The sequence below is a fragment of the Desulfobacterales bacterium genome (genome assembly GCA_028704555.1).
Lineage (GTDB): Bacteria > Desulfobacterota > Desulfobacteria > Desulfobacterales > JAQWFD01 > JAQWFD01.
This window is the reverse complement of record JAQWFD010000033.1, coordinates 1-18,147: the sequence shown is the minus strand read 5'-3', so window position 1 is coordinate 18,147 and position 18,147 is coordinate 1. Positions and strand designations below refer to the sequence as shown.

The 18,147-nt window shown below is 46.3% G+C and carries 17 protein-coding genes; 5 read left to right on the top strand and 12 right to left on the bottom strand.

The window, feature by feature from the left end; all coding sequences use genetic code 11:
- Window positions 1–3 precede the first annotated feature (3 nt).
- The 5 genes from PHQ97_12060 to PHQ97_12040 form a co-directional block, all read right to left on the bottom strand.
- Window positions 4–1,851, bottom strand: a complete 1,848-nt coding sequence (locus PHQ97_12060; protein MDD4393466.1) for an NADH-ubiquinone oxidoreductase-F iron-sulfur binding region domain-containing protein — start codon at window positions 1,849–1,851, stop codon at window positions 4–6.
- A gap of 1 nt (window position 1,852) precedes the next feature.
- A complete protein-coding gene (locus PHQ97_12055; GenBank protein ID MDD4393465.1) occupies window positions 1,853–2,389 on the bottom strand; it encodes an NAD(P)H-dependent oxidoreductase subunit E in 537 nt (178 codons plus the stop codon).
- 1,031 nt (window positions 2,390–3,420) lie between these two features.
- Window positions 3,421–4,776 (bottom strand): sigma-54 dependent transcriptional regulator, encoded by a 1,356-nt coding sequence (locus PHQ97_12050; protein ID MDD4393464.1) that lies wholly within the window; start codon window positions 4,774–4,776, stop codon window positions 3,421–3,423.
- Window positions 4,777–4,785: 9 nt separating this feature from the next.
- On the bottom strand, window positions 4,786–5,970 hold the full coding sequence (locus PHQ97_12045; GenBank protein ID MDD4393463.1) for an ATP-binding protein: 1,185 nt from the start codon (window positions 5,968–5,970) through the stop codon (window positions 4,786–4,788).
- Between the two features lie 186 nt (window positions 5,971–6,156).
- Entirely contained in the window at window positions 6,157–7,728 is a 1,572-nt protein-coding gene (locus PHQ97_12040; protein ID MDD4393462.1) for a dehydrogenase, read from the bottom strand.
- Window positions 7,729–7,961: 233 nt separating this feature from the next.
- Here PHQ97_12040 and PHQ97_12035 point away from each other — a divergent pair, with 233 nt between their 5' ends.
- Entirely contained in the window at window positions 7,962–8,159 is a 198-nt protein-coding gene (locus PHQ97_12035; protein ID MDD4393461.1) for a hypothetical protein, read from the top strand.
- Between the two features lie 55 nt (window positions 8,160–8,214).
- On the opposite strand, the gene PHQ97_12030 is transcribed toward PHQ97_12035, so the two are convergent.
- The 3 genes from PHQ97_12030 to PHQ97_12020 form a co-directional block, all read right to left on the bottom strand.
- A complete protein-coding gene (locus PHQ97_12030; GenBank protein ID MDD4393460.1) occupies window positions 8,215–9,132 on the bottom strand; it encodes a hypothetical protein in 918 nt (305 codons plus the stop codon).
- A gap of 203 nt (window positions 9,133–9,335) precedes the next feature.
- The gene (locus tag PHQ97_12025; protein MDD4393459.1) at window positions 9,336–11,177 is read right to left on the bottom strand and encodes an SLC13 family permease; all 1,842 of its coding nucleotides are present in this window, start codon (window positions 11,175–11,177) and stop codon (window positions 9,336–9,338) included.
- A 230-nt stretch (window positions 11,178–11,407) separates the two neighbouring features.
- The gene (locus PHQ97_12020; GenBank protein MDD4393458.1) at window positions 11,408–12,202 is read right to left on the bottom strand and encodes a DNA ligase; all 795 of its coding nucleotides are present in this window, start codon (window positions 12,200–12,202) and stop codon (window positions 11,408–11,410) included.
- 411 nt (window positions 12,203–12,613) lie between these two features.
- Here PHQ97_12020 and PHQ97_12015 point away from each other — a divergent pair, with 411 nt between their 5' ends.
- Window positions 12,614–12,832: a hypothetical protein gene (locus PHQ97_12015; GenBank protein MDD4393457.1), complete on the top strand. Its 219-nt coding sequence runs from the start codon at window positions 12,614–12,616 to the stop codon at window positions 12,830–12,832.
- Between the two features lie 96 nt (window positions 12,833–12,928).
- On the opposite strand, the gene PHQ97_12010 is transcribed toward PHQ97_12015, so the two are convergent.
- Entirely contained in the window at window positions 12,929–13,153 is a 225-nt protein-coding gene (locus tag PHQ97_12010) for a hypothetical protein (GenBank protein ID MDD4393456.1), read from the bottom strand.
- Window positions 13,154–13,312: 159 nt separating this feature from the next.
- Between PHQ97_12010 and PHQ97_12005 the strand changes: the two genes are divergently transcribed.
- The 3 genes from PHQ97_12005 (at window position 13,313) to PHQ97_11995 (ending at window position 15,945) form a co-directional block, all read left to right on the top strand.
- Window positions 13,313–13,588 (top strand): hypothetical protein, encoded by a 276-nt coding sequence (locus PHQ97_12005; GenBank protein MDD4393455.1) that lies wholly within the window; start codon window positions 13,313–13,315, stop codon window positions 13,586–13,588.
- A gap of 635 nt (window positions 13,589–14,223) precedes the next feature.
- Complete coding sequence (locus PHQ97_12000) at window positions 14,224–15,348, top strand: MFS transporter (GenBank protein MDD4393454.1); 1,125 nt, start codon at window positions 14,224–14,226, stop codon at window positions 15,346–15,348.
- Window positions 15,349–15,480: 132 nt separating this feature from the next.
- Window positions 15,481–15,945, top strand: a complete 465-nt coding sequence (locus tag PHQ97_11995; protein ID MDD4393453.1) for an ATP-binding protein — start codon at window positions 15,481–15,483, stop codon at window positions 15,943–15,945.
- Between the two features lie 206 nt (window positions 15,946–16,151).
- Here the strand turns inward: PHQ97_11995 and PHQ97_11990 are convergent, their stop codons facing one another.
- The 3 genes from PHQ97_11990 to PHQ97_11980 all read right to left on the bottom strand — a co-directional run bounded on the left by PHQ97_11990 (window position 16,152) and on the right by PHQ97_11980 (window position 17,727).
- The gene (locus PHQ97_11990; protein MDD4393452.1) at window positions 16,152–16,745 is read right to left on the bottom strand and encodes a TetR/AcrR family transcriptional regulator; all 594 of its coding nucleotides are present in this window, start codon (window positions 16,743–16,745) and stop codon (window positions 16,152–16,154) included.
- Between the two features lie 196 nt (window positions 16,746–16,941).
- The gene (locus PHQ97_11985; GenBank protein ID MDD4393451.1) at window positions 16,942–17,187 is read right to left on the bottom strand and encodes a hypothetical protein; all 246 of its coding nucleotides are present in this window, start codon (window positions 17,185–17,187) and stop codon (window positions 16,942–16,944) included.
- Window positions 17,188–17,283: 96 nt separating this feature from the next.
- On the bottom strand, window positions 17,284–17,727 hold the full coding sequence (locus PHQ97_11980; GenBank protein ID MDD4393450.1) for a transposase: 444 nt from the start codon (window positions 17,725–17,727) through the stop codon (window positions 17,284–17,286).
- Window positions 17,728–18,147 lie beyond the last annotated feature (420 nt).

Genomic DNA, 18,147 nt, shown 5'->3' with positions numbered 1-18,147 from the left:
TTTCTATTTTACATCGATTGCGTCAAATTTACATATGCTTCTGCAGGCACCGCATTTATTGCAACAGTCCGGATCAATGACATGGCGCTGTTTTTTTTCACCTTTAATGGCCTGTTCCGGACAGACCCTGGCACATGCCCCACAGCCCGTACAGTTTTCATTGATGGAAAAGCTGATAAGGGCCTTGCATACCCCGGCAGGACACCGCTTATTTTGGATATGCTCTATGTACTCGTCCCTGAAATACCTGAGTGTAGACAGAACAGGATTCGGTGCGGTCTGCCCGAGACCGCACATCGCGGTATCTTTCATGACCACAGCCAGTTCCTCCATAAGATCCAGGTGTTCCATGGTTCCCCTGCCGGAGGAAATATCATCAAGCAACTCATACATCCGCTGCGTCCCCTTGCGGCAGGAAAAACACTTTCCGCACGATTCATCTTTCAAAAAATGCATAAAATATTTGGCAACATCGATCATGCAGGTATTCTCATCCATCACGATCATACCACCCGATCCTATGATGGAGCCTGCCGCTGCAAGGCTGCCATAACTGATGGGCATATCAAACAGATGCGCAGGAATGCAGCCTCCGGATGGACCACCTGTCTGCACGGCTTTGATGCCTGTTTTACCGGCCTGGCCACCGCCGATATCATAGAGAACCTGTTTGATGGGCGTGCCCATGGGCACCTCGACAAGCCCGGTATTTTTTATTTTGCCCACAAGACTGAATATCTTGGTGCCGGCATCCATGCTCCCGATTGCGGCATATTCCTCTGCCCCATTTTTTATAATACCCGGTATGTTGGCCCATGTTTCCACATTATTGATCATTGTGGGTTTTCCATGAATCCCTTTTTCAATGGGAAACGGCGGCCGCTGACAGGGTTCCCCCATCTTTCCTTCGATGGAGCGCATCAAGGCGGTTTCTTCTCCGCACACAAAGGCACCGGCGCCCTTTACCATTGAGATATCAAAACTGAATCCCGTGCCGAGAATATTCTTGCCGAGAAGTCCTGTATTTCGAACCTGTGCCAGTGCATTGTTCAGGTGCTTGATGGCAAGGGGGTATTCGCTGCGCACGTACATCACACCTGAATCAGCACCCGTGGCATAGGCACCGATCAGCATTCCCTCGATGATGCTGTGCGGATTGCCTTCCAGCAGACTGCGGTCCATATAGGCACCGGGATCACCCTCATCGGCATTGCATACGATATATTTTCCCTTCCCGTTTGCAGCACCGGCCAGAAATCCCCATTTCATCCCGGTGGGAAATCCCGCGCCTCCCCGGCCTCGCAGACCGGATTTTTTTACTTCATCGATTACCTCTTCAGCGCTGATATTCCTAAGCACATCTGCAAAGGCCGAATATCCGCCATTTCGCAGGCAGTCATAAATATCGAGTGGATCTATCTTTTCGTTTCGGCTCAGGAGCAGCCTTGACTGATGCCGGAAAAACGGTATGTCATCCTGCTTTTCTATTCTCAGCCCGGTGGCCTCATCAAGATAAAGCAGATCCTCTACCACTTCCCCTTTTACCAGTGCATCGATGACTCTTTGCATTCCGCCGCTATCCAGGTTGGGATAGAAGGTCCGCTGCGGTTCGATGAGCACCGAAGGCTCCATTTCGCAGAAACCATGGCATCCTGTAATTTTCAGACAGATTTTATCCTGCAGATTTTTTTCCAGAATTTCACGCTGGGCGGTGCGGATGAGTTTTTCTGCACCGCTTGCCTTGCCGCAGGTACCGGCCGGAATGACAATGGTCGGAACTTCGGGCATGATCGTTGAAAAGAGCTGCTGCTGCAGGGCATCGAATTCTTCAAGTGATCTCAATTGTTCCATATCAGTGTCCTGTAGAAATTTCTTTGGTGTTGGTTTCAATGGGAAAAACATCCGGGGCTGACTTTATCTCGTCTTCTTCGAAACCCGCCCGGGTCTTTTGAATGATCTTTTTCACATCCGACCGTGTCACATTGGAGAAGTAATGACCATCCACGTTCACGATCGGTCCCAGAGCGCATGCCCCCAGGCAGTTGACCGTCTCGAGGGTAAATTCATTGTCCTCCGTGGTTTCTCCGGGACTGATCCCCAGTTGCTGTGTAAATTCATCCACAATGTCCGGTGCAGCGCGCACATGGCATGCGGTGCCCAGGCAGACGGATATGAGATGTTTTCCTTTGGCTTTAAGGCTGAAGGCCTTATAGAACGTGGCCACCCCGTAGATATCAACGAGACTGCTCCCCGTTCCCCGGGCAACCATCCTCAAGGCGTCCTCGGGAAGATAATGATAGTGATCCTGGATATCTTCCAGAATCGAAATGGTTGACCCCAGCTCCCCCTGATGGGCCTTTATAATCGTATCAATGTGTTCAGGCTTCATGTAAATCCTTCCCCGGTAAGGGTCACGGAAGGAATAAAATCCACAAGTATTACGCAGGATATTCGTTCGTCTTCAAGGCGTATCAAAGAGTGCATACTTGTGTTGTACGTGCATTTTTGATGCAACACAGAAGACGGACCGGTAAGCGAACTTGTGAGACTCCGAGAAGGCAAGTAAGACTGTGAAATTTATTTATTCCTGGGCCCTAAGTCAGTTTACGGTTTTATTACCTCTTTTTATGTTTTAATCACTCATACTCTTCGCAGTGCCACACCCCGGATGCCGGTTTGGGAAAACCGCAGGTTTCTCGATGTAAACAGTTACTGCACAGCCCCATGACTTTTCCAGAAGATCTGCCTGGACTATTTTGGGGTTCTATTTTCGGAGAAAATGCTCCTGCTGGCGTGGCTCTGTTTTTCTCAAAATTTTGCGAGGGATCGCCTAACTCATACTCCTGGCAGAATTGAACACCTTCTGAAGAATGGCGGCACTCAAAAGCAAATCTACAATTTGAACAGATTCCTTCATTGTATGTATATTCAGACATATTGCCTCCCTTCGCACGTTAGGGCTCACTCAAAAATAACTTCCCGTTTTAAGCACCGATGCATCCTGCCTGGCTGCGTTACGAAAGCTCGGAATATGCTTGATATTCATTCACTTTCGTGTCTTGCCAGGCAGGCGCCTCAACACTTGAAATTGCGAACTTATTTCTGGGCGAGCCCTTAATAAAAAAGCAGCTATGATCATCCAGAAAGTTATTATTTTTTAAAAAAATAGTTTTTTTAAAACGTTATTACCCTGTAAACGGCAAAAAATATGCCATAAGAGCCGAAAGATATATTCAGGCAAAGGATTGGTTATAGAAGCGGGCATATCACCAGGTAACATACTGATTATTAATGAATTTATTTTTTCAAAATCCTGAATAACCCGGATGCCATTTTTTATAACGGAATATGCTCTAAAAAGAAGGAAGTGAGTAAATTCTCACCAGTTGGAGAAATTCTCCTCACCAACCCGTGAGTTTTTCATGCAGATTCATCGGAGGAATTACTATCTGTCTTGAGCTTATCTCTTAAGGTCTTACGATCGATTCGAAGTATCTTCGCAGCGCGGGATTTATTTCCCCCCACACTTGCCAGAACCATCCGAATATAGGACGCCTCCTCTTCAGCCAGAGACCTGAAGGGGGCAGAGGGAGAAATGGCCGAGAATCTCATGATCGCCGGCAAATCTGGAATCCTGATGACATTACCTTCCGTCATGACCACCAGCCGCTGAATCAAATTCTCCAGCTCCCGGATATTACCGGGCCATGAATAATTCAATAGCACCTGTAAGGTCTCATCGGAAAATGCCGGAACGGGCTTTCCCAGCTCATCGGCAAAGCCGGCAGCAAAATGAGAGATTAAAAGTGCAATATCTTCCCGGCGTTCCCGAAGGGGGGGAACCCTAATCGATATGACATTTAACCGGAAAAACAAATCTTCTCGGAACGTGCCCTTTTCCACCAGGCTGCGCAGGTCCTTGTTGCTCGAAGCAACGATTCGTATGTCGACCTTACAGGCTTTCCGGGCGCCAATCATGAGCACCTGCCGGTCCTGAAGAACCCGGAGAAGTTTTACCTGCATGGCAGGGCTCATTTCATTGACCTCGTCTAAAAAAATTGTCCCGCCGTCAGCCGTCTGGAAAAATCCTGCACGGGACTCGTTTGCGCCGGTAAAAGCCCCTTTAACATATCCGAACAGCTCACTTTCCAGCAATTTTTCGGGTATTGCCCCGCAGTTTACCGGAACAAAAGGCGCCGAAGCCTGAGTGCTACTGTAATGAACCGCTCTTGCCACCAGTTCTTTGCCGGTGCCGCTCTCACCTGAAACAAGCACTGTGGCAGTCGATTCAGATGCTTTTTTTATGTCTTTGAGTACCTTGCGAACGGGCTTTGACTTTCCGAGAATACCATAAGAATCCGGAACGGCGTGGGGTTTTCTGTCGAGCACGGCTTTATGAAGCTCCTGTTTGTTCAGTGCCCGCTCAACAGCGGCAAAGAGCTCTTCATCGGTGAATGGTTTTGGAAGGTATTCCTCTGCTCCCATTTTCACCGCTTCCACGGCCCCCTTTACGGATGCATATCCGGTGATCATGATCACCCCGGTGCCATAGTAATTTTCCCTGACATGCCGGATCAAATCAAGCCCGCTCACTTTCGGCATTTTATAATCGGTGATAACGATGTCTATCGGTGTGTTTTCGAGAATCCGGATGGCATCAGCCACGCCTGAAGCCGTATAGACCCGATAGCCTGCCGAGCTCAGGTTTCTCTCGATAACTTCCAGTGCCGCAGGCGTGTCGTCCACCACCAGTATGCTTTTATCCCGTGTTGCCATTATCCTGATTTACCTTCCCTGTGTATCCTGATTCCGGGGCAGGGTTATGATAAAACGTGACCCCTGCCCTGCCGCACTTTCAACAGTAATTCTTCCGCCATGGGATGTCACGATGCCATGCACCACTGCAAGGCCCAGACCGGTTCCCTGATCCACATCCTTGGTGGTAAAAAACGGGACGAATATTTTTTCCTTCACCTCCGCACTCATGCCGATGCCGGTATCCGTAACTGCCAGCAAGACATCAGATGAATCAAATGAAGTCTGAATAGTCAGCACCCCGCCGTCAGGCATAGCCTGAAGAGCATTGATTATCAGGTTGGAAAGGACCTGAAGCATCTGTGACTTATCTGCAACAATCTCCGGAACATTCGAATCGAGAATCCGTTGCACCTCCACGGAGGACTTGCGGCACAGCGATTCCAGAAGACTAAGTTCATCTTCCACGATCCGGTTCAGACTCATCGTGGCAATGCTGCTGGATGACTGTCGGGCAAATATCAGAAGCTCCCGGATAATCGTGCGCGCATGGAGTGATGCATCCGTAATCTTTTTCAAGTCTTCCTGCACTGTATCCGGCAACTCCCGATTTTTCTGGACCAACTGGGTAAAACCAAGAATCGTATTCAGAGGTTCATTGAGTTCGTGCGCCACCCCTGCGGCCAGCTGACCGATTGCAGACAGGCGATCGGCCCGGATGAGCTGATCCTGAAGCTCGGCTTTAGCCTCCTGGACCTCCTTGCGTTCGATCATCAATGCGATCTGCCCGGCAATATTGTTGAGCAGGCTCTGTTCCTCTTCAAGAAACGGTTTTTTCTGCGCGAAAAAGCCAGCATCTTTGTAGTGAATTTCCACTACGCCCCGATTTTTTTCATTAACACGTATCCAAGCGACCTGTTTATGCGTTCCCTGCCGGCAATCAGGACTTTGAAACGTTTCTCCGTCAATCATGATTCGCGCACAGGTGCATGCGGGGTATTGCCAGGCCGGCGGGAGCAGCATGAGGATATGCATGATCTTCTGCTCAAACGATTTATCCGGATCTGAAATTATCTGTGAAATGCCGTACAGGCAGGTAAGCTCCTTCACCCGTTCGCGCAATTTGGCCGCAACGGTCTCCAGGCATTCTACTCTTTCAGCATCATATTGGTCCTCGACCAACCCGGATTTAGAATAACTTTCGGTCTTCTTCATTTTAGCATACCGCCATCAAAATACATTTCTCTTTTGATTTCAATACGGTGATCTGTTCAATTGCCTGTCATGTAGGCTTGACAGGTGCAACGCTGCTGAAAATGCACCCGATAATTCCCATGCCATATGTGGTGCCCGGGCGGCGTCATTGCCATCCGTATCTGCCGATTGCTACCGAAACCATTCTTACAATGCGTTTATCTCGACCGCCTTTATGGCATCAGCGGCAGAACTGGTTATGCCCCCTGTATAGCCTGAACCTTCGCCTACCGGATACAAATTTTTTATATTTACGGATTCAAATTTTTCATTGCGTTTAATCCGTACAGGAGATGAGGTTCTTGTTTCCGCACCTAACAATATCGCATGATTTGAAACAAACAACGGAACCTCCACTTTCCATTTATTAAATGCAGCCAACAGCTCCTCGGCCACAAATCCTGGAAAAATGTCTTTCATATCAGCAGAAACGGCCCCCATCTTATACGAATTTTTATTTAAGCCGTCAGCGTTTCTCTCATCTAAAAAATTCATCAGATTCTGCGCAGGGACTTCCCATCGTCCTCCTCCCGCGTGAAAGGCCTTTCGCTCAATATCCTTTTGGAACTCTATACCAGCCAATGGACCGGTTGATTTATAATCATCCGGATGACAGGTTACAACCAGGGCTGCATTTGAAAATGCGGATGCCCTGCGTGAGTAGCTCATCCCGTTAACAACCATCATGCCTGGATCAGATGAAGCATTAATCACCTCACCGCCTGGACACATGCAGAATGTGTAGACCCCCCTCTGAATTTTTCGATTGGTATAATTCAAAGAATAGGTAGCAGCCCCTAAGCCAACAAAATTCTTATATTTATCGCCATATCGTATCCGATTGATAATTTCAACAGGATGCTCAATTCTCATGCCAACAAGAATCGGCTTCGGCTCCATGGCGATACCTTTTTTATGCATCATCTCAAACGTATCGCGCGCAGAATGTCCCAACGCGATATAAATACTTGAAGAAAGATATTCCTTCTCACCATTGATGATAATACCTGAGGCTTTACCCCCTGATATCAGGATGTCCGTCATTTTTGAGCCGTAATATATCTCTCCGCCCCTCTCAAGGATATAGTTCCTTATATTGCGAACGATTTCGCACAGCACATCCGTCCCCAAATGGGGTTTGCTGATGTACCCTATTGACTCAGGCGCACCAAATCTGACAAACGTCTTCAACACCCGATTTACGCAGCTCGAATTATTATTTCTCCTGGAAAACAGCTTGCCATCGGAGTATGAACCGGCGCCGCCTTCACCAAACTGGATATTTGATTCAGGGTCTAGCTGCCTTTCTTTTATAAATCTCTGGACATCAACGGAGCGGTCTTCTATCTTTTTACCTCTTTCAAATATTAATGGTTTCATCCCATAATCAATTAATTCAAGGGCAGCAAACATGCCGGCAGGTCCTAACCCTACGATTACAGGCCGATCCTTAATGTTAATTATTTTTCTCTTTACTTTTATTTGTTCTGTGTATACGGGAAAATTTTGATTATTTTTATAGGTGACATCCGTTCTGACAACCATCGAAATTTTATAATAGAACTGTTCTTTGCTGCTCAAATCAAGTGATTTACTAAGAATTTTCGCAATGGATATATTTCCTTCGCCTGTTTTCAACTTTTGTGCAGCGGCATTTAAATATTCATCAATCCCGTCTTTTTCAATGGGAATTTTCAAATTGCTGATTATCAACTCCAAGGAAACGCTCCTGTCTCTGTTTTTGTATCTATTCAGGCGGTGTATCCGGGGTTATCCGTTTATCCGCCTACTTTATCCGGGATCGGACCAGGCTATTATACTGATATTTTGTCAAATGTATTGCATAAATACGTATTTTCCGATCTTAGCGTTACGTTTTCGGGAGCAAAACCAACACGGTAAAGAAAAATAAGTGACAAAAGAGAAGAAAAAGAGAAGGCGGCAGGTAAATTATGCAAAACTGGCAAGATTCTGTCGTGTTACACAACAAACCGCTACACAAGCGACTTGCCGGAGGACTTCAAGGCCGCCTCCAGAATGATTTCCGGCAGGTTTGGGTGCCCATGAATCCTGAAATGGTGCTGGCAATGTCCGCCATCCTGAGACCGGTGGAACCGGATAAGCTTGTTGGAGCCCAAAGGGGGGACTGAAAATTTATGCGCGCCAGCGCAAATCTTTTTCCCGAATCAATTGCTGATCCGGATGCTAGCCGATATTTTCTGAAAGCCGCTTTAGAGAATACATCCCGGAAAGCCCTTTTACAGGCTTTGGCTTCTTTTCATTTTCCGTTTGAAACAGATGCCTAAAGTTCTGATAATGCCGCAAGACAAACTCCCGGGAACCAATAATTCCTGAATCGGTGAAATACCGATTCCGGTAGCGAAACCGATCCGCACGGGTCAGTCCAAAATCCTTTTTTCGCTCCTTTTCACCGGTTTCTTCATCAATTCCCTGCACCCTGCCCTTACCCGACAAGTTAAGCGCGCCAGCTTCATACACATAACTGAGGTATCTGCGGATTCTTTCTTTTTCATCCTTTACGTTGAACGCTTTCATGCCAAAATCAGTGGAAAGGAAAGCATCCTTATTTCCGGTCTGGACATGGTATCCAAGCGAGCACCAACGGTATTGTTCCGGACGTTTTATAATGCCCGCCCGTAGCGGATTCAGATCAATGTACGCCATGCAGTTCACGAGCGTTTCCCCCTTATCCACGATAACGCTTTTAAACCGTCCACCCCAGAAAAAGCCTTTTCGGTTGTGCCGTCGGTTGTAATACCTGGTAAATCCAACCGTGATCTCCCGGACAAATTCCGAAAGACTGTCATATTTTGCCCGCAAAGCCGGAAGCTGCCCCCTGGCAAACACCCGCTCATCCCCATAAAATGCCTCGTACCGTTTCTGAATCTGTTTATCGGTGAACTTGGTTTCCGGTATCATTTTCGCCAGAACGTGGGCATGATTCCCCATGAGGCAAAATCCAATAACTTCAGTAAAATATAATTTTGAAAACCGTTTGATCAGACCCAGCAGAAAATCCTTTTCAACATCTCCTATAGGAAATCCGTCCAGGGCCGTCCGGAAAATGACATGGTACACGGCTGTTTCGTTAGAAACGATCATTCGTGATATCCGCGGCATTTCTTACCTCCCTTATTATTATCTTTCCTTATACGGTGCTCTTGAGCCCCCGTCTTTTTTCTGTAGCAGGATAGCTCACGCTTGTCTATCACAATTTACCTGTCCCCATTTTTCTCTTTTGTTGGAATTAAGTAAAGTGACCATGGAATTTAAAATTTGCTTGGTGCTGGGGGTATGAGCTCGAATCAAGATATACCGTAGAGGATCGGAAGCAACCATGAAAGCGTAACCCACATGATCAGGACCAGTGGTATCCCAACCCGAAGAAAATCATTAAAAGTGTATTCCCCGGCGTTCATGACGAGCAGATTTGTCTTGTACGCCATAGGAGTCGCATAACTCATATTGGCCCCAAACAATACTGCAAGGACAAAGGCTTCCGGCGGCTGCCCCATTTGGGAAGCAATGGAAATGGCAATAGGGGTGCCGATAACTGCGGCGGCGTTATTGGATATAATATTGGTGAGGATTGCCATCAGAAGCATAAGTCCACTGATCGTGACGGCTGGAGAAGCGTCACCCACCAGGGTCACAAACAGTAATGCCAGGTAATTGGCTGCACCCGTTTTCAATAATGCAGCCCCGAGAGCCAGACTCGCCACCACGATAAGGATGACCTGCGCACTCAGGGCACTTGTCGCATCCCGCCATCCCAGGCAACCGGTTAAAATCATCAATAGCGCCCCGGCTGGTGCACTGATTGCTATCGGCATGATCCCAGAGGCGGCCGACACAACGATGCCCAGCATAATAAACAATGCCAACGGTGCCTTTTGAGCAAACGGCAAATCCGTCGTGGCATCCAGTACGAGGAAATTCTTTTCTTTTTTCAAACTGGCAATCTGCTCACGGGGCCCCTGAACCAGAAGGATATCTCCCGCTTTCAAACGGATATCTCCGACTTCATCATGCATCTTTTCCAGGGGCTTGCCCGCTCGGTGTATGGCCAGTGTAATCAGCCCATACCGGTCCACAAACCGCAAACCGCTGAGCGTTCTTCCCTGAAAGCGTGACCCCTCTATGATGACGACCTCTGCTATCTGTTGATCTTCAGCCTTCAGGGGATGTTCATCATCTACCGGATCGATTGTCAGGTGATCTGTATAGAGAGTCCCTTTCAGCAGCTTTTCAAACTCCTTCAGGCGCTCTGGCGTGTCACGAATTATCAGATGATCGCCTGCCTTCAGAATCATGGTGGGAATTGGCATTATAAAATTATCAGATCCGCGTTCCACGCGCGTGACCTTCATCTCGCCATCAACCATTTTTATAGCTTCAGCCAATGTTTTACCCTCAACAGCTCCCCCCTCAAGAAGAACGAGATGGGCTAAGAAAACCCTGGGAGACGTGTCAGCCAGGGTCAGTTTTCTCTCCGGTATGATCCGCGGTACAACGAGCCAGAGATAAGCAATGCCAATGCTTCCGGCAATCACCGCCGGAACCATGAAATCAAACATCTCCAGCCGTTTCAAGCCCATCTCTGCAGCCACTGAGACCACCAGCAGATTGGTGGAGGTCCCAATGGTCGTACACGTCCCGCCCAGCAGGGTGGCAAAGCCCAGAGGCATCAAAACCGAGGACGCTTTCATGCCGGTCCGAAGGGATACATTTATCAAAATGGGAAGAAACAAAACAACGACAGGAACATTGTTTATGAACGCACTGATAAACGCCCCGACAAAAAGTGTTAACAGCAAGGAGAGGTTCGGGCTGATCTTCCAAAGCCTGGCCAACATTCGCCCCACCGGTTCCAGCGCCCCCGTTCGGACGATACCCTGTCCGGCAATCATTAAGGCACAAACAGCAACCAATGCCTCATGTCCGAAACCACCAAAAAAATCTACCGCGTGTAAAACGTTTCCATCTACCTTGAAAGGAAAGAGTTCAAACCCAACAGCAAGAAAAATAAGAATCAGAAAACTGGAAGACTCAAGCTGTATTTTTTCACGGGTGAACAAAATCAGCGCAAGAACTGAGAGAAACAGCACTGCAACCGCATGAACATTGGGCGGGGGGGGAAAGTTCATATCTTCAATAACTCCATTATTCAATGATATTGCCAGTTAATCTTACGACAATATAAACCTTTTCAGGAGCAGGATAGTTCCCTTGCTTCAATTGAACGGCAACCGGTTGATTCAGCAGATTCTGAGCCTGAGTGAACAAGGGGACATTCTATATTCCCCAACGGATCAAAGTCAGACAAAAGAGGGGCAGCGGAGTAGAATCAAGCGATCCAAAGCAAGAAACATGAAATTCAGTCCTGCCTCACCCTCAAAAAAGAGGCGAATTTGGGAATTCCGTTCTTGGTAAGTCCATGATATTTAAACGTCACCGTTGAGCCGGGTTGCGGCGGGGTATGTCTGATTTTATCGCTAAAACCCGTACCCAGATTAAAGGTGGTGCCATTTTCAAGCTTTACAGTCATTGACCCCATGAGATTTTTGTATTTTCCCTTGCCCTTGTTGATGCCGACAACAACCCCCTCCATATCCTGAAAATTTTTCACTTTAAGGATATGGGGACTGCGACCGGTGTGATAGGGAATGCCCGGGTTTTTAAGAATCACGCCCTCACCCCCCACTGATTCAATCTCTTTTAAAAATTTTTCCATGTCTGATTTTTCTTTAATCCGAATCTGAGGGATAATCCGAGCGTAGTTGTTTTTATGTGCTTTAAACCAAGTGCGTGCCCGGTTGAGCCGGAAGAGAAAATCGCCTTTTTCATTGGGGACTTCAAAAATGTTATAGGTGATGTGTTTCCACCCTTCCCCCTGGGTCTGGTCCAGTACCACGGACTGGATAAATTCGAAATCGCCTCTTTTACTCCAGAGTTCGCCGTCAAGGGAAAATGGCGGAAAATTTTCTATGAACCATTGCGGTGGGTGCAAGGGGGTACCTTTTCGGGTATACATCCGAATTCCATCCCAATATCCCCTGATACCGTCCAGTTTTTCACTCATGACCCATCCTGTTATGTTTTCCTGATCGGTATAGACTATGGGTTTTTGCAGAGCAGGCTCTCCTGCAAAAAGGGATGAATAAAAAAACAGCGAAAGAATCAGACCTGCGATAGATAGTCTATTGAATGAACATTGGAAAAAGCATGGACACCGCCGCAGCATACTGATCATATGTATCCCCCCCATGTTTTTTTGAGTTTCCTGTCCTCCAGAGCGGCCCCACCACAAAGTAAAGGGTCAAAACGGTGGGTTATTTACCCTGGGGGATGGACGTTCTTAACTATATAGTGCCTGAACGAGAACAGAAAAAGCCTAAAATTACGAAAGGTTATAGCATTATAATGAAATGAAGATTTTCCGGATTTGTGCAGATCTGGCCTGCACGCTTTACTTATTTTCGTCATATAACTTACTGAAATAAAAAAACAAATAACGAAATAACCGATTTTACCGAATCGGATATAATGAGTAAAACCCGGAAAATCTTCACGGAGAAATGCTATGAGAAAAGTGATCGAAAATCAACTAAAAATTGGTCCGGTTGACATCTGCGATATTCCCATTGACATCCAATGCCGAGGTGAAATCCCTCAACTCCTGTTAGGATTGCAAGCCATTTACAGCGATCGGCAAACCCGTGACAACGTGTTTGCTATTTTGCGTGAAATCGTTCCCCAAAAAGTCTACCCGAAAAATGGCAGACCGGGCATGGATTTATGAAAAATTCTGGTCCTTGGCACCATTCGGCTCAATTGCAACTGGGACTATGATAAAAGCCATGACATCGCCAATAATCATCAAACAATACGTGAGTTTTTAGGCCATACCCTTATATCCCGGTGTGTGCGTCATATCAACGGGGTTTACACTCAACGCTACAATCGGCGGCATGGGTGTGACGGTCAGTTGTTTCGCGACCGTTACAAAGCGATTCTGATTGACGGCGACAGTTATCTGCTCCAGTTGGTTCGCTATATTCACAAAAATCCATTGAGGGCTGGAATCGTTCAATCGATGGACAAGTATTTGTGGAGCAGTCACAGGGGGTACCTTCCCGGCGTTGAAAAATGGGATTGCTTGGATAACGCTTTTATCTTTTAGATATTTTCTCAAGAGGCCGGGCAGGCAAAAAGAGCCTATAAACGGTTTGTAAATTTTGAGGATTCAGAGAATGTTAAGGAGCTTTTCGAAAAAAATAAGTTGCCCTCCCTATTCGGCAGTGGCCAGTTCATCAACCGGGTGAAAGAGAAATTTTTTAGTGAGAAAATTCATCGAAAAGTCCCGGATTCATCCTTTCTTGTTCCGGATATTGGCAAAATAAAAGCGGTGATTTGTGAGTATTATTCAATCCGGGAAGAAGAACTGCTGACACCTAAGGGTTCGCTCAGAAATAAGTTCGCAATTTTAAGTGTTGAGGCGCCTGTTTGGCAAGGCACGAAAGCGCAGGAATATCAAGCATATTTCGAGCTTTCGTAACGCAGCCAGGCAGGATGCATCGGCGCTTAAAATGGGAAGTTATTTTTGAGTGAGCCCTTAGTCCTTAATTCAAGATTTGAGCCCGAGAATATAAAAAAAATGCCGGTAACAGCCCTTCTTTCAGTTGACCCAGTCAGATAGGGTTGGGTTTTGTCTAATTTTTTTCTTGAAAAATAATACCATCAAGTATGATTATCTTGACAAATAAATACCACTGAGCATTATCATGCTTAGCAGTATGATAATTAAATCGAATGGACCGAGGCTATTGGCCATAATTTGTTGTCCAATGGAGGTAGTGATTTTTATTTAAAAACAGGGCTTGATCATAACTGCGGCCACCATGTCGCGGAGTCCGTCCCGCCCATTGCCGGCTTCTCCAGCACGATCCGGGGGATGCCGGGCCCATGAATCTAAAGCGCAAAAACTCGGCAAGCCTCAAACCGTTTGCGCTTCTTAACGCTTCATGGCCCCGACATCTTTTCCCCGGATCGCGCCATGTCGTACGCCGGCAACGGGCGGGACTCAGAGGCTGCGCACGGCAAAATATGGCCGCAGTTATGATCAAGCCCTAAAAACAAAATAGGTAATACGTGTGAATTATGAATCAATTTAAAAGTTACAAAGAAAACCCAATGTATTTATACTTGGTAATGCTGGTCATGGCATCGGCATTTGGCTTCCAGGGATGGCAAACCCTATTTAATAATTTTGCCGTTGACACCATTGGGCTTAATTCCATTCAGGTCGGTGCCATTCAGTCGCTAAAGGAAATTCCTGGTTTTCTGACCTTCTTTGTCGTGTTTATCTTGCTGATTATTGCCGAACACCGCTTTGCAGCATTGGCAGTTTTCTTGTTAGGCCTTGGCGACATGATGGCTGGATTACTCCCATCCTTTGGAGGGTTGCTGGTAACGACACTGATTTTGTCCACTGGTTATCATTATTTTGAAACCTGTAATCAGTCCCTTACCCTGCAATATTTTGCCGGAGAAAGGATTCCCATAGTGCTGGCAAAGCTGAAAAGCTATACGGCACTTTCAAATGTTATCGTTGGAATATTTATATGGGTCATTTCCGACTATTTGTCCATTCAAAAAATATTCTTTATTATCGGGTCTGTTGTTATCCTGATCGGCCTTTATTCTTATACAAAAAAGCCGGTGGATAAAGCCCTTCCGGTGCAACACAAAAAACTGATTTTAAGAAAAAAATACTGGCTCTTTTATGTGCTTAACCTGCTAAGCGGTGCGCGGCGGCAAATTTTTATGGTGTTCTCGGTTTTTCTTTTGGTACAAAAATACCATTTTTCAGTAGCCTACATTTCCACCCTGTTTGTGGTGAACAATATCATCACCTATTTTTTAAGCCCAGTCGTTGGAAGGGCCATTAATCGTTATGGTGAACGCACCATGCTGACCATTGAATATACGGGACTGTTCCTGGTGTTCATGGGCTACGCACTTGTCGAAAACCAGTATTTTGCCACAGGGATGTACTTGACAAACAACTTGTTTTTCAGTTTCGTAATCGCCATCAATTCCTTTTTCAGGAAACTGGCCGATCCAAAAGATATTGCTCCGTCCATGTCTGTTGGTTTTACCATCAACCACCTGACCGCTGTTATCCTGCCGGTAATTGGAGGTTTTTTGTGGACCATAAGCTGGCGCATCCCGTTTTTTGCCTCAGCTGTATTGGCGCTTATTTCACTGCTGTTTGCGCAGATGGTAAAAACGCCTCCGGTTCAACAGCATGAATAAGAAAGATCCAGCCCATAAATTATGAACTGGCTATTGATGCTTTTGCTAACCGAAAATTGACCCCAGCAACAGTCTTCCGGTAAATAGAGGTAATTGATTAAATTAAACCACAATTACCGGAGGGAACAGGAGATGTTGACGCTGGATCAATACGATTACATTCCAACAGCACAACGGTTTTACGGGAAAACGATCAAGAAAATTGCCAGGGAAACGGGGCATTCGAAGAACACGGTAAGAAAAGTACTTCGGGGTGAATGCAGCCGCTATAGCCCGAGAAAGCATCAGCCTGCGCCGAGAACAGGCTCATACCAGGCGATCATAGACGAATTGGGATATGTCCCCTTTTCTCAAGAGGGCGCACAGCTTTTATTTCAGGTGCTGGCAGAGCGCCATGAACGCAAATCCGTAATTATTACTACGAACCTTGGGTTCGGGGACTGGACGCAGATATTTGGCGATGTAAATTTAACAGCAGCACATCTCGACAGGGTCACCCATAAGGCCCATATTATCCAGTACACCTGGGTGCAGTTACCGTTTGAAAGACTCCCTGAAAAACAGATAAATATGCGGCGCCACCGCCCGCCCCCCTAACGCCCCAGGGGGGCGGCTGAAAGAAGCGTGATGGTTTATTAACTCAGAGGGGTCAAAATTCGGTTATCATAGGGGGTCAATTTTGGGTTGTCATGGTTACCCTTCCCTTTATTTTGCATGAAACTTTTGAATAAACAGGGACAAAATTACTATATTTGTTGTGGACCGAACCTTGGGCGCGGGAGACCACGGACGGTCCGTGACCGTTATAAATCAAGCAATTTCATGAGGACCTTGACGGCTTTGGCGGCATGCCGCCGGAGACTTTCCCTGGACGGAGGCGCATGCAGGCCGGTAAGCACAGGCATGCGCAGGGAAAGGAGAATGTCCAGAAAAACGCCAATCTCATATTCGGCGTCATCTATGTTGAATCTGTCCTTCAGGAATTGTGAAAGGCGGGTTCTCATCCGCCTGGGGCCCCTCGCATAAAAGACGCGCGTTATTTCAGGCACCATGGGGCCCTCGGATACCAGCAAACGGATGTTTGCCAGATGCTCCTTGGACAAATGTCTTTCGATGAATCCGGTTGCAAATGTTTCCAGGGCGTTTGTTGCGTCTTCCAGGTTCAGTGCCTCTATAAAGTCATGACTCGTCGCATCCAGCCGATGTAAATCCAGAGCCGCCTTGAAAAGTGCCTCCTTCGAATCGAAATACCGGTATACCGTTTGTTTGGTGACACCGGCCTTGTCGGCAATTTTATCCATACTGGTACCGATGAAGCCATTGGCTTGAAACAATTCTTGTGCAGCTTTGACGATGCTATTTAACTTTAACTTTTTCTTTAGCTCTATTTTTTTCATAAACGGTTTACCTTTATTCACACCAACAATTCTATGGCCCGTATATTTATACCAGGCGGTAGTCGTGAAAGATAGGAAACCTCAGGGGTTGAAAACAGAGACCGTGTTGCTCAATCTAATTTTGGCCTATTTTGCGAGAACGGGGTCATGCCACCCTCATAGGGAGTCGGACCAAGAAAACCGTTGAATATTCAGTTTAAACACCCCATAACCAATTGTTTTCAAACCCTATATCCCCCTTTTTGCCCCCGAAATGAGCAATATGGGGAACAGCAGGTTTTCGTAGTTGATAAGAATCTCCAGCTTCAGTACTTTTCCGCCCTACAGCCAACGCCCCCATTAAAAATTTTACTCTTTCAACAAAACTCCTGTTTCCGATAGCAAGACTTGTGGTCCATTTGTCATCACGAATATTATTGCCATTTCCGAGAAAATCATCCACCCACTTTTGGTGATACTTTATGACGTCACCACAGGAATCAAAACCAAGTAGTGATGTAAGTTTCTGATAATTTATTAAGGCCTTCTTCCTTTTGGGTTAATGGATTTCATTATAACCACCAAAAGGCCATTCCGATGGATGATGAACAACCCCCGCCCTTACCATATTCAGATCAATATAGACGAGACATCTCAAAAGATGGTCTCCGTTTTCAATTGCTGTCGCATGATATCGGTCTTCCCAAAATGCACCCTTACGATTTTTTCGTTGATTAAATTCCTGGCCTGTTCTTCCTGCAATCAGTTTAATCGAATTTGGGATGACATCCCTTTCACTGCTTCCAACTACAAGAAGATGAATATGATTCGAAGTAACTGCATAATTCAAAATCACCAATCCATATCGTTTTTTTGCTTCATACAGCCATTGAAGCCATCTACTTCGATCCTTGGAAAATTTAAGCAAAAATTCCCGTTTGTGGCACCTGTGAGTGATGTGCCATATTTGTCCTGGTATATAGTGTCGTTGAACTCTCGCCATTAGTTCAATTGCCTATATGTTGCCCGTTTTACCCCCAAAAAGGGCGATATAGGCCCAAATCAAGGGGGGGCATTTCAAGAGCATTTCGCTTGATATCAGTTAGTTATCTTGGTCCGACCCCCATTCATATTCATTGTTCCCTTCAACTTTTAAACCGAACGCCTGAAATGACCTGCCGAAAAAGCGTCAGCTTTTTGGGCCAGAGTCTATTGATTGGTTGTGCGCCCTATATTACAAGAAGCTTGAAAAAAGTTCGCACATATGCTAACTTAAAATAATGCGAAAAATTAAATTTTATACTCGATGATCCAGTTTTTCGAGCTTGACGAAAAATCCGGTTATCGTTAAGCTGCTGCTCGGTACCTGAGAGAAGGCGAGGGCTGAAAGTTCCCCCAGATTCTCGCGTTCATATGTTTGCCA

Bases quoted from the DNA above. Each gene is read 5' to 3' on its own strand.
- PHQ97_12060 (MDD4393466.1), bottom strand. From the start codon at position 1,851: ATGGAACAATTGAGATCACTTGAAGAATTCGATGCCCTGCAGCAGCAG.
- PHQ97_12055 (MDD4393465.1), bottom strand. From the start codon at position 2,389: ATGAAGCCTGAACACATTGATACGATTATAAAGGCCCATCAGGGGGAG.
- PHQ97_12050 (MDD4393464.1), bottom strand. From the start codon at position 4,776: ATGGCAACACGGGATAAAAGCATACTGGTGGTGGACGACACGCCTGCG.
- PHQ97_12045 (MDD4393463.1), bottom strand. From the start codon at position 5,970: ATGAAGAAGACCGAAAGTTATTCTAAATCCGGGTTGGTCGAGGACCAA.
- PHQ97_12035 (MDD4393461.1), top strand. From the start codon at position 7,962: ATGCAAAACTGGCAAGATTCTGTCGTGTTACACAACAAACCGCTACAC.
- PHQ97_12030 (MDD4393460.1), bottom strand. From the start codon at position 9,132: ATGATCGTTTCTAACGAAACAGCCGTGTACCATGTCATTTTCCGGACG.
- PHQ97_12025 (MDD4393459.1), bottom strand. From the start codon at position 11,177: ATGAACTTTCCCCCCCCGCCCAATGTTCATGCGGTTGCAGTGCTGTTT.
- PHQ97_12015 (MDD4393457.1), top strand. From the start codon at position 12,614: ATGAGAAAAGTGATCGAAAATCAACTAAAAATTGGTCCGGTTGACATC.
- PHQ97_12000 (MDD4393454.1), top strand. From the start codon at position 14,224: ATGTATTTATACTTGGTAATGCTGGTCATGGCATCGGCATTTGGCTTC.
- PHQ97_11995 (MDD4393453.1), top strand. From the start codon at position 15,481: ATGTTGACGCTGGATCAATACGATTACATTCCAACAGCACAACGGTTT.
- PHQ97_11990 (MDD4393452.1), bottom strand. From the start codon at position 16,745: ATGAAAAAAATAGAGCTAAAGAAAAAGTTAAAGTTAAATAGCATCGTC.
- PHQ97_11980 (MDD4393450.1), bottom strand. From the start codon at position 17,727: ATGGCGAGAGTTCAACGACACTATATACCAGGACAAATATGGCACATC.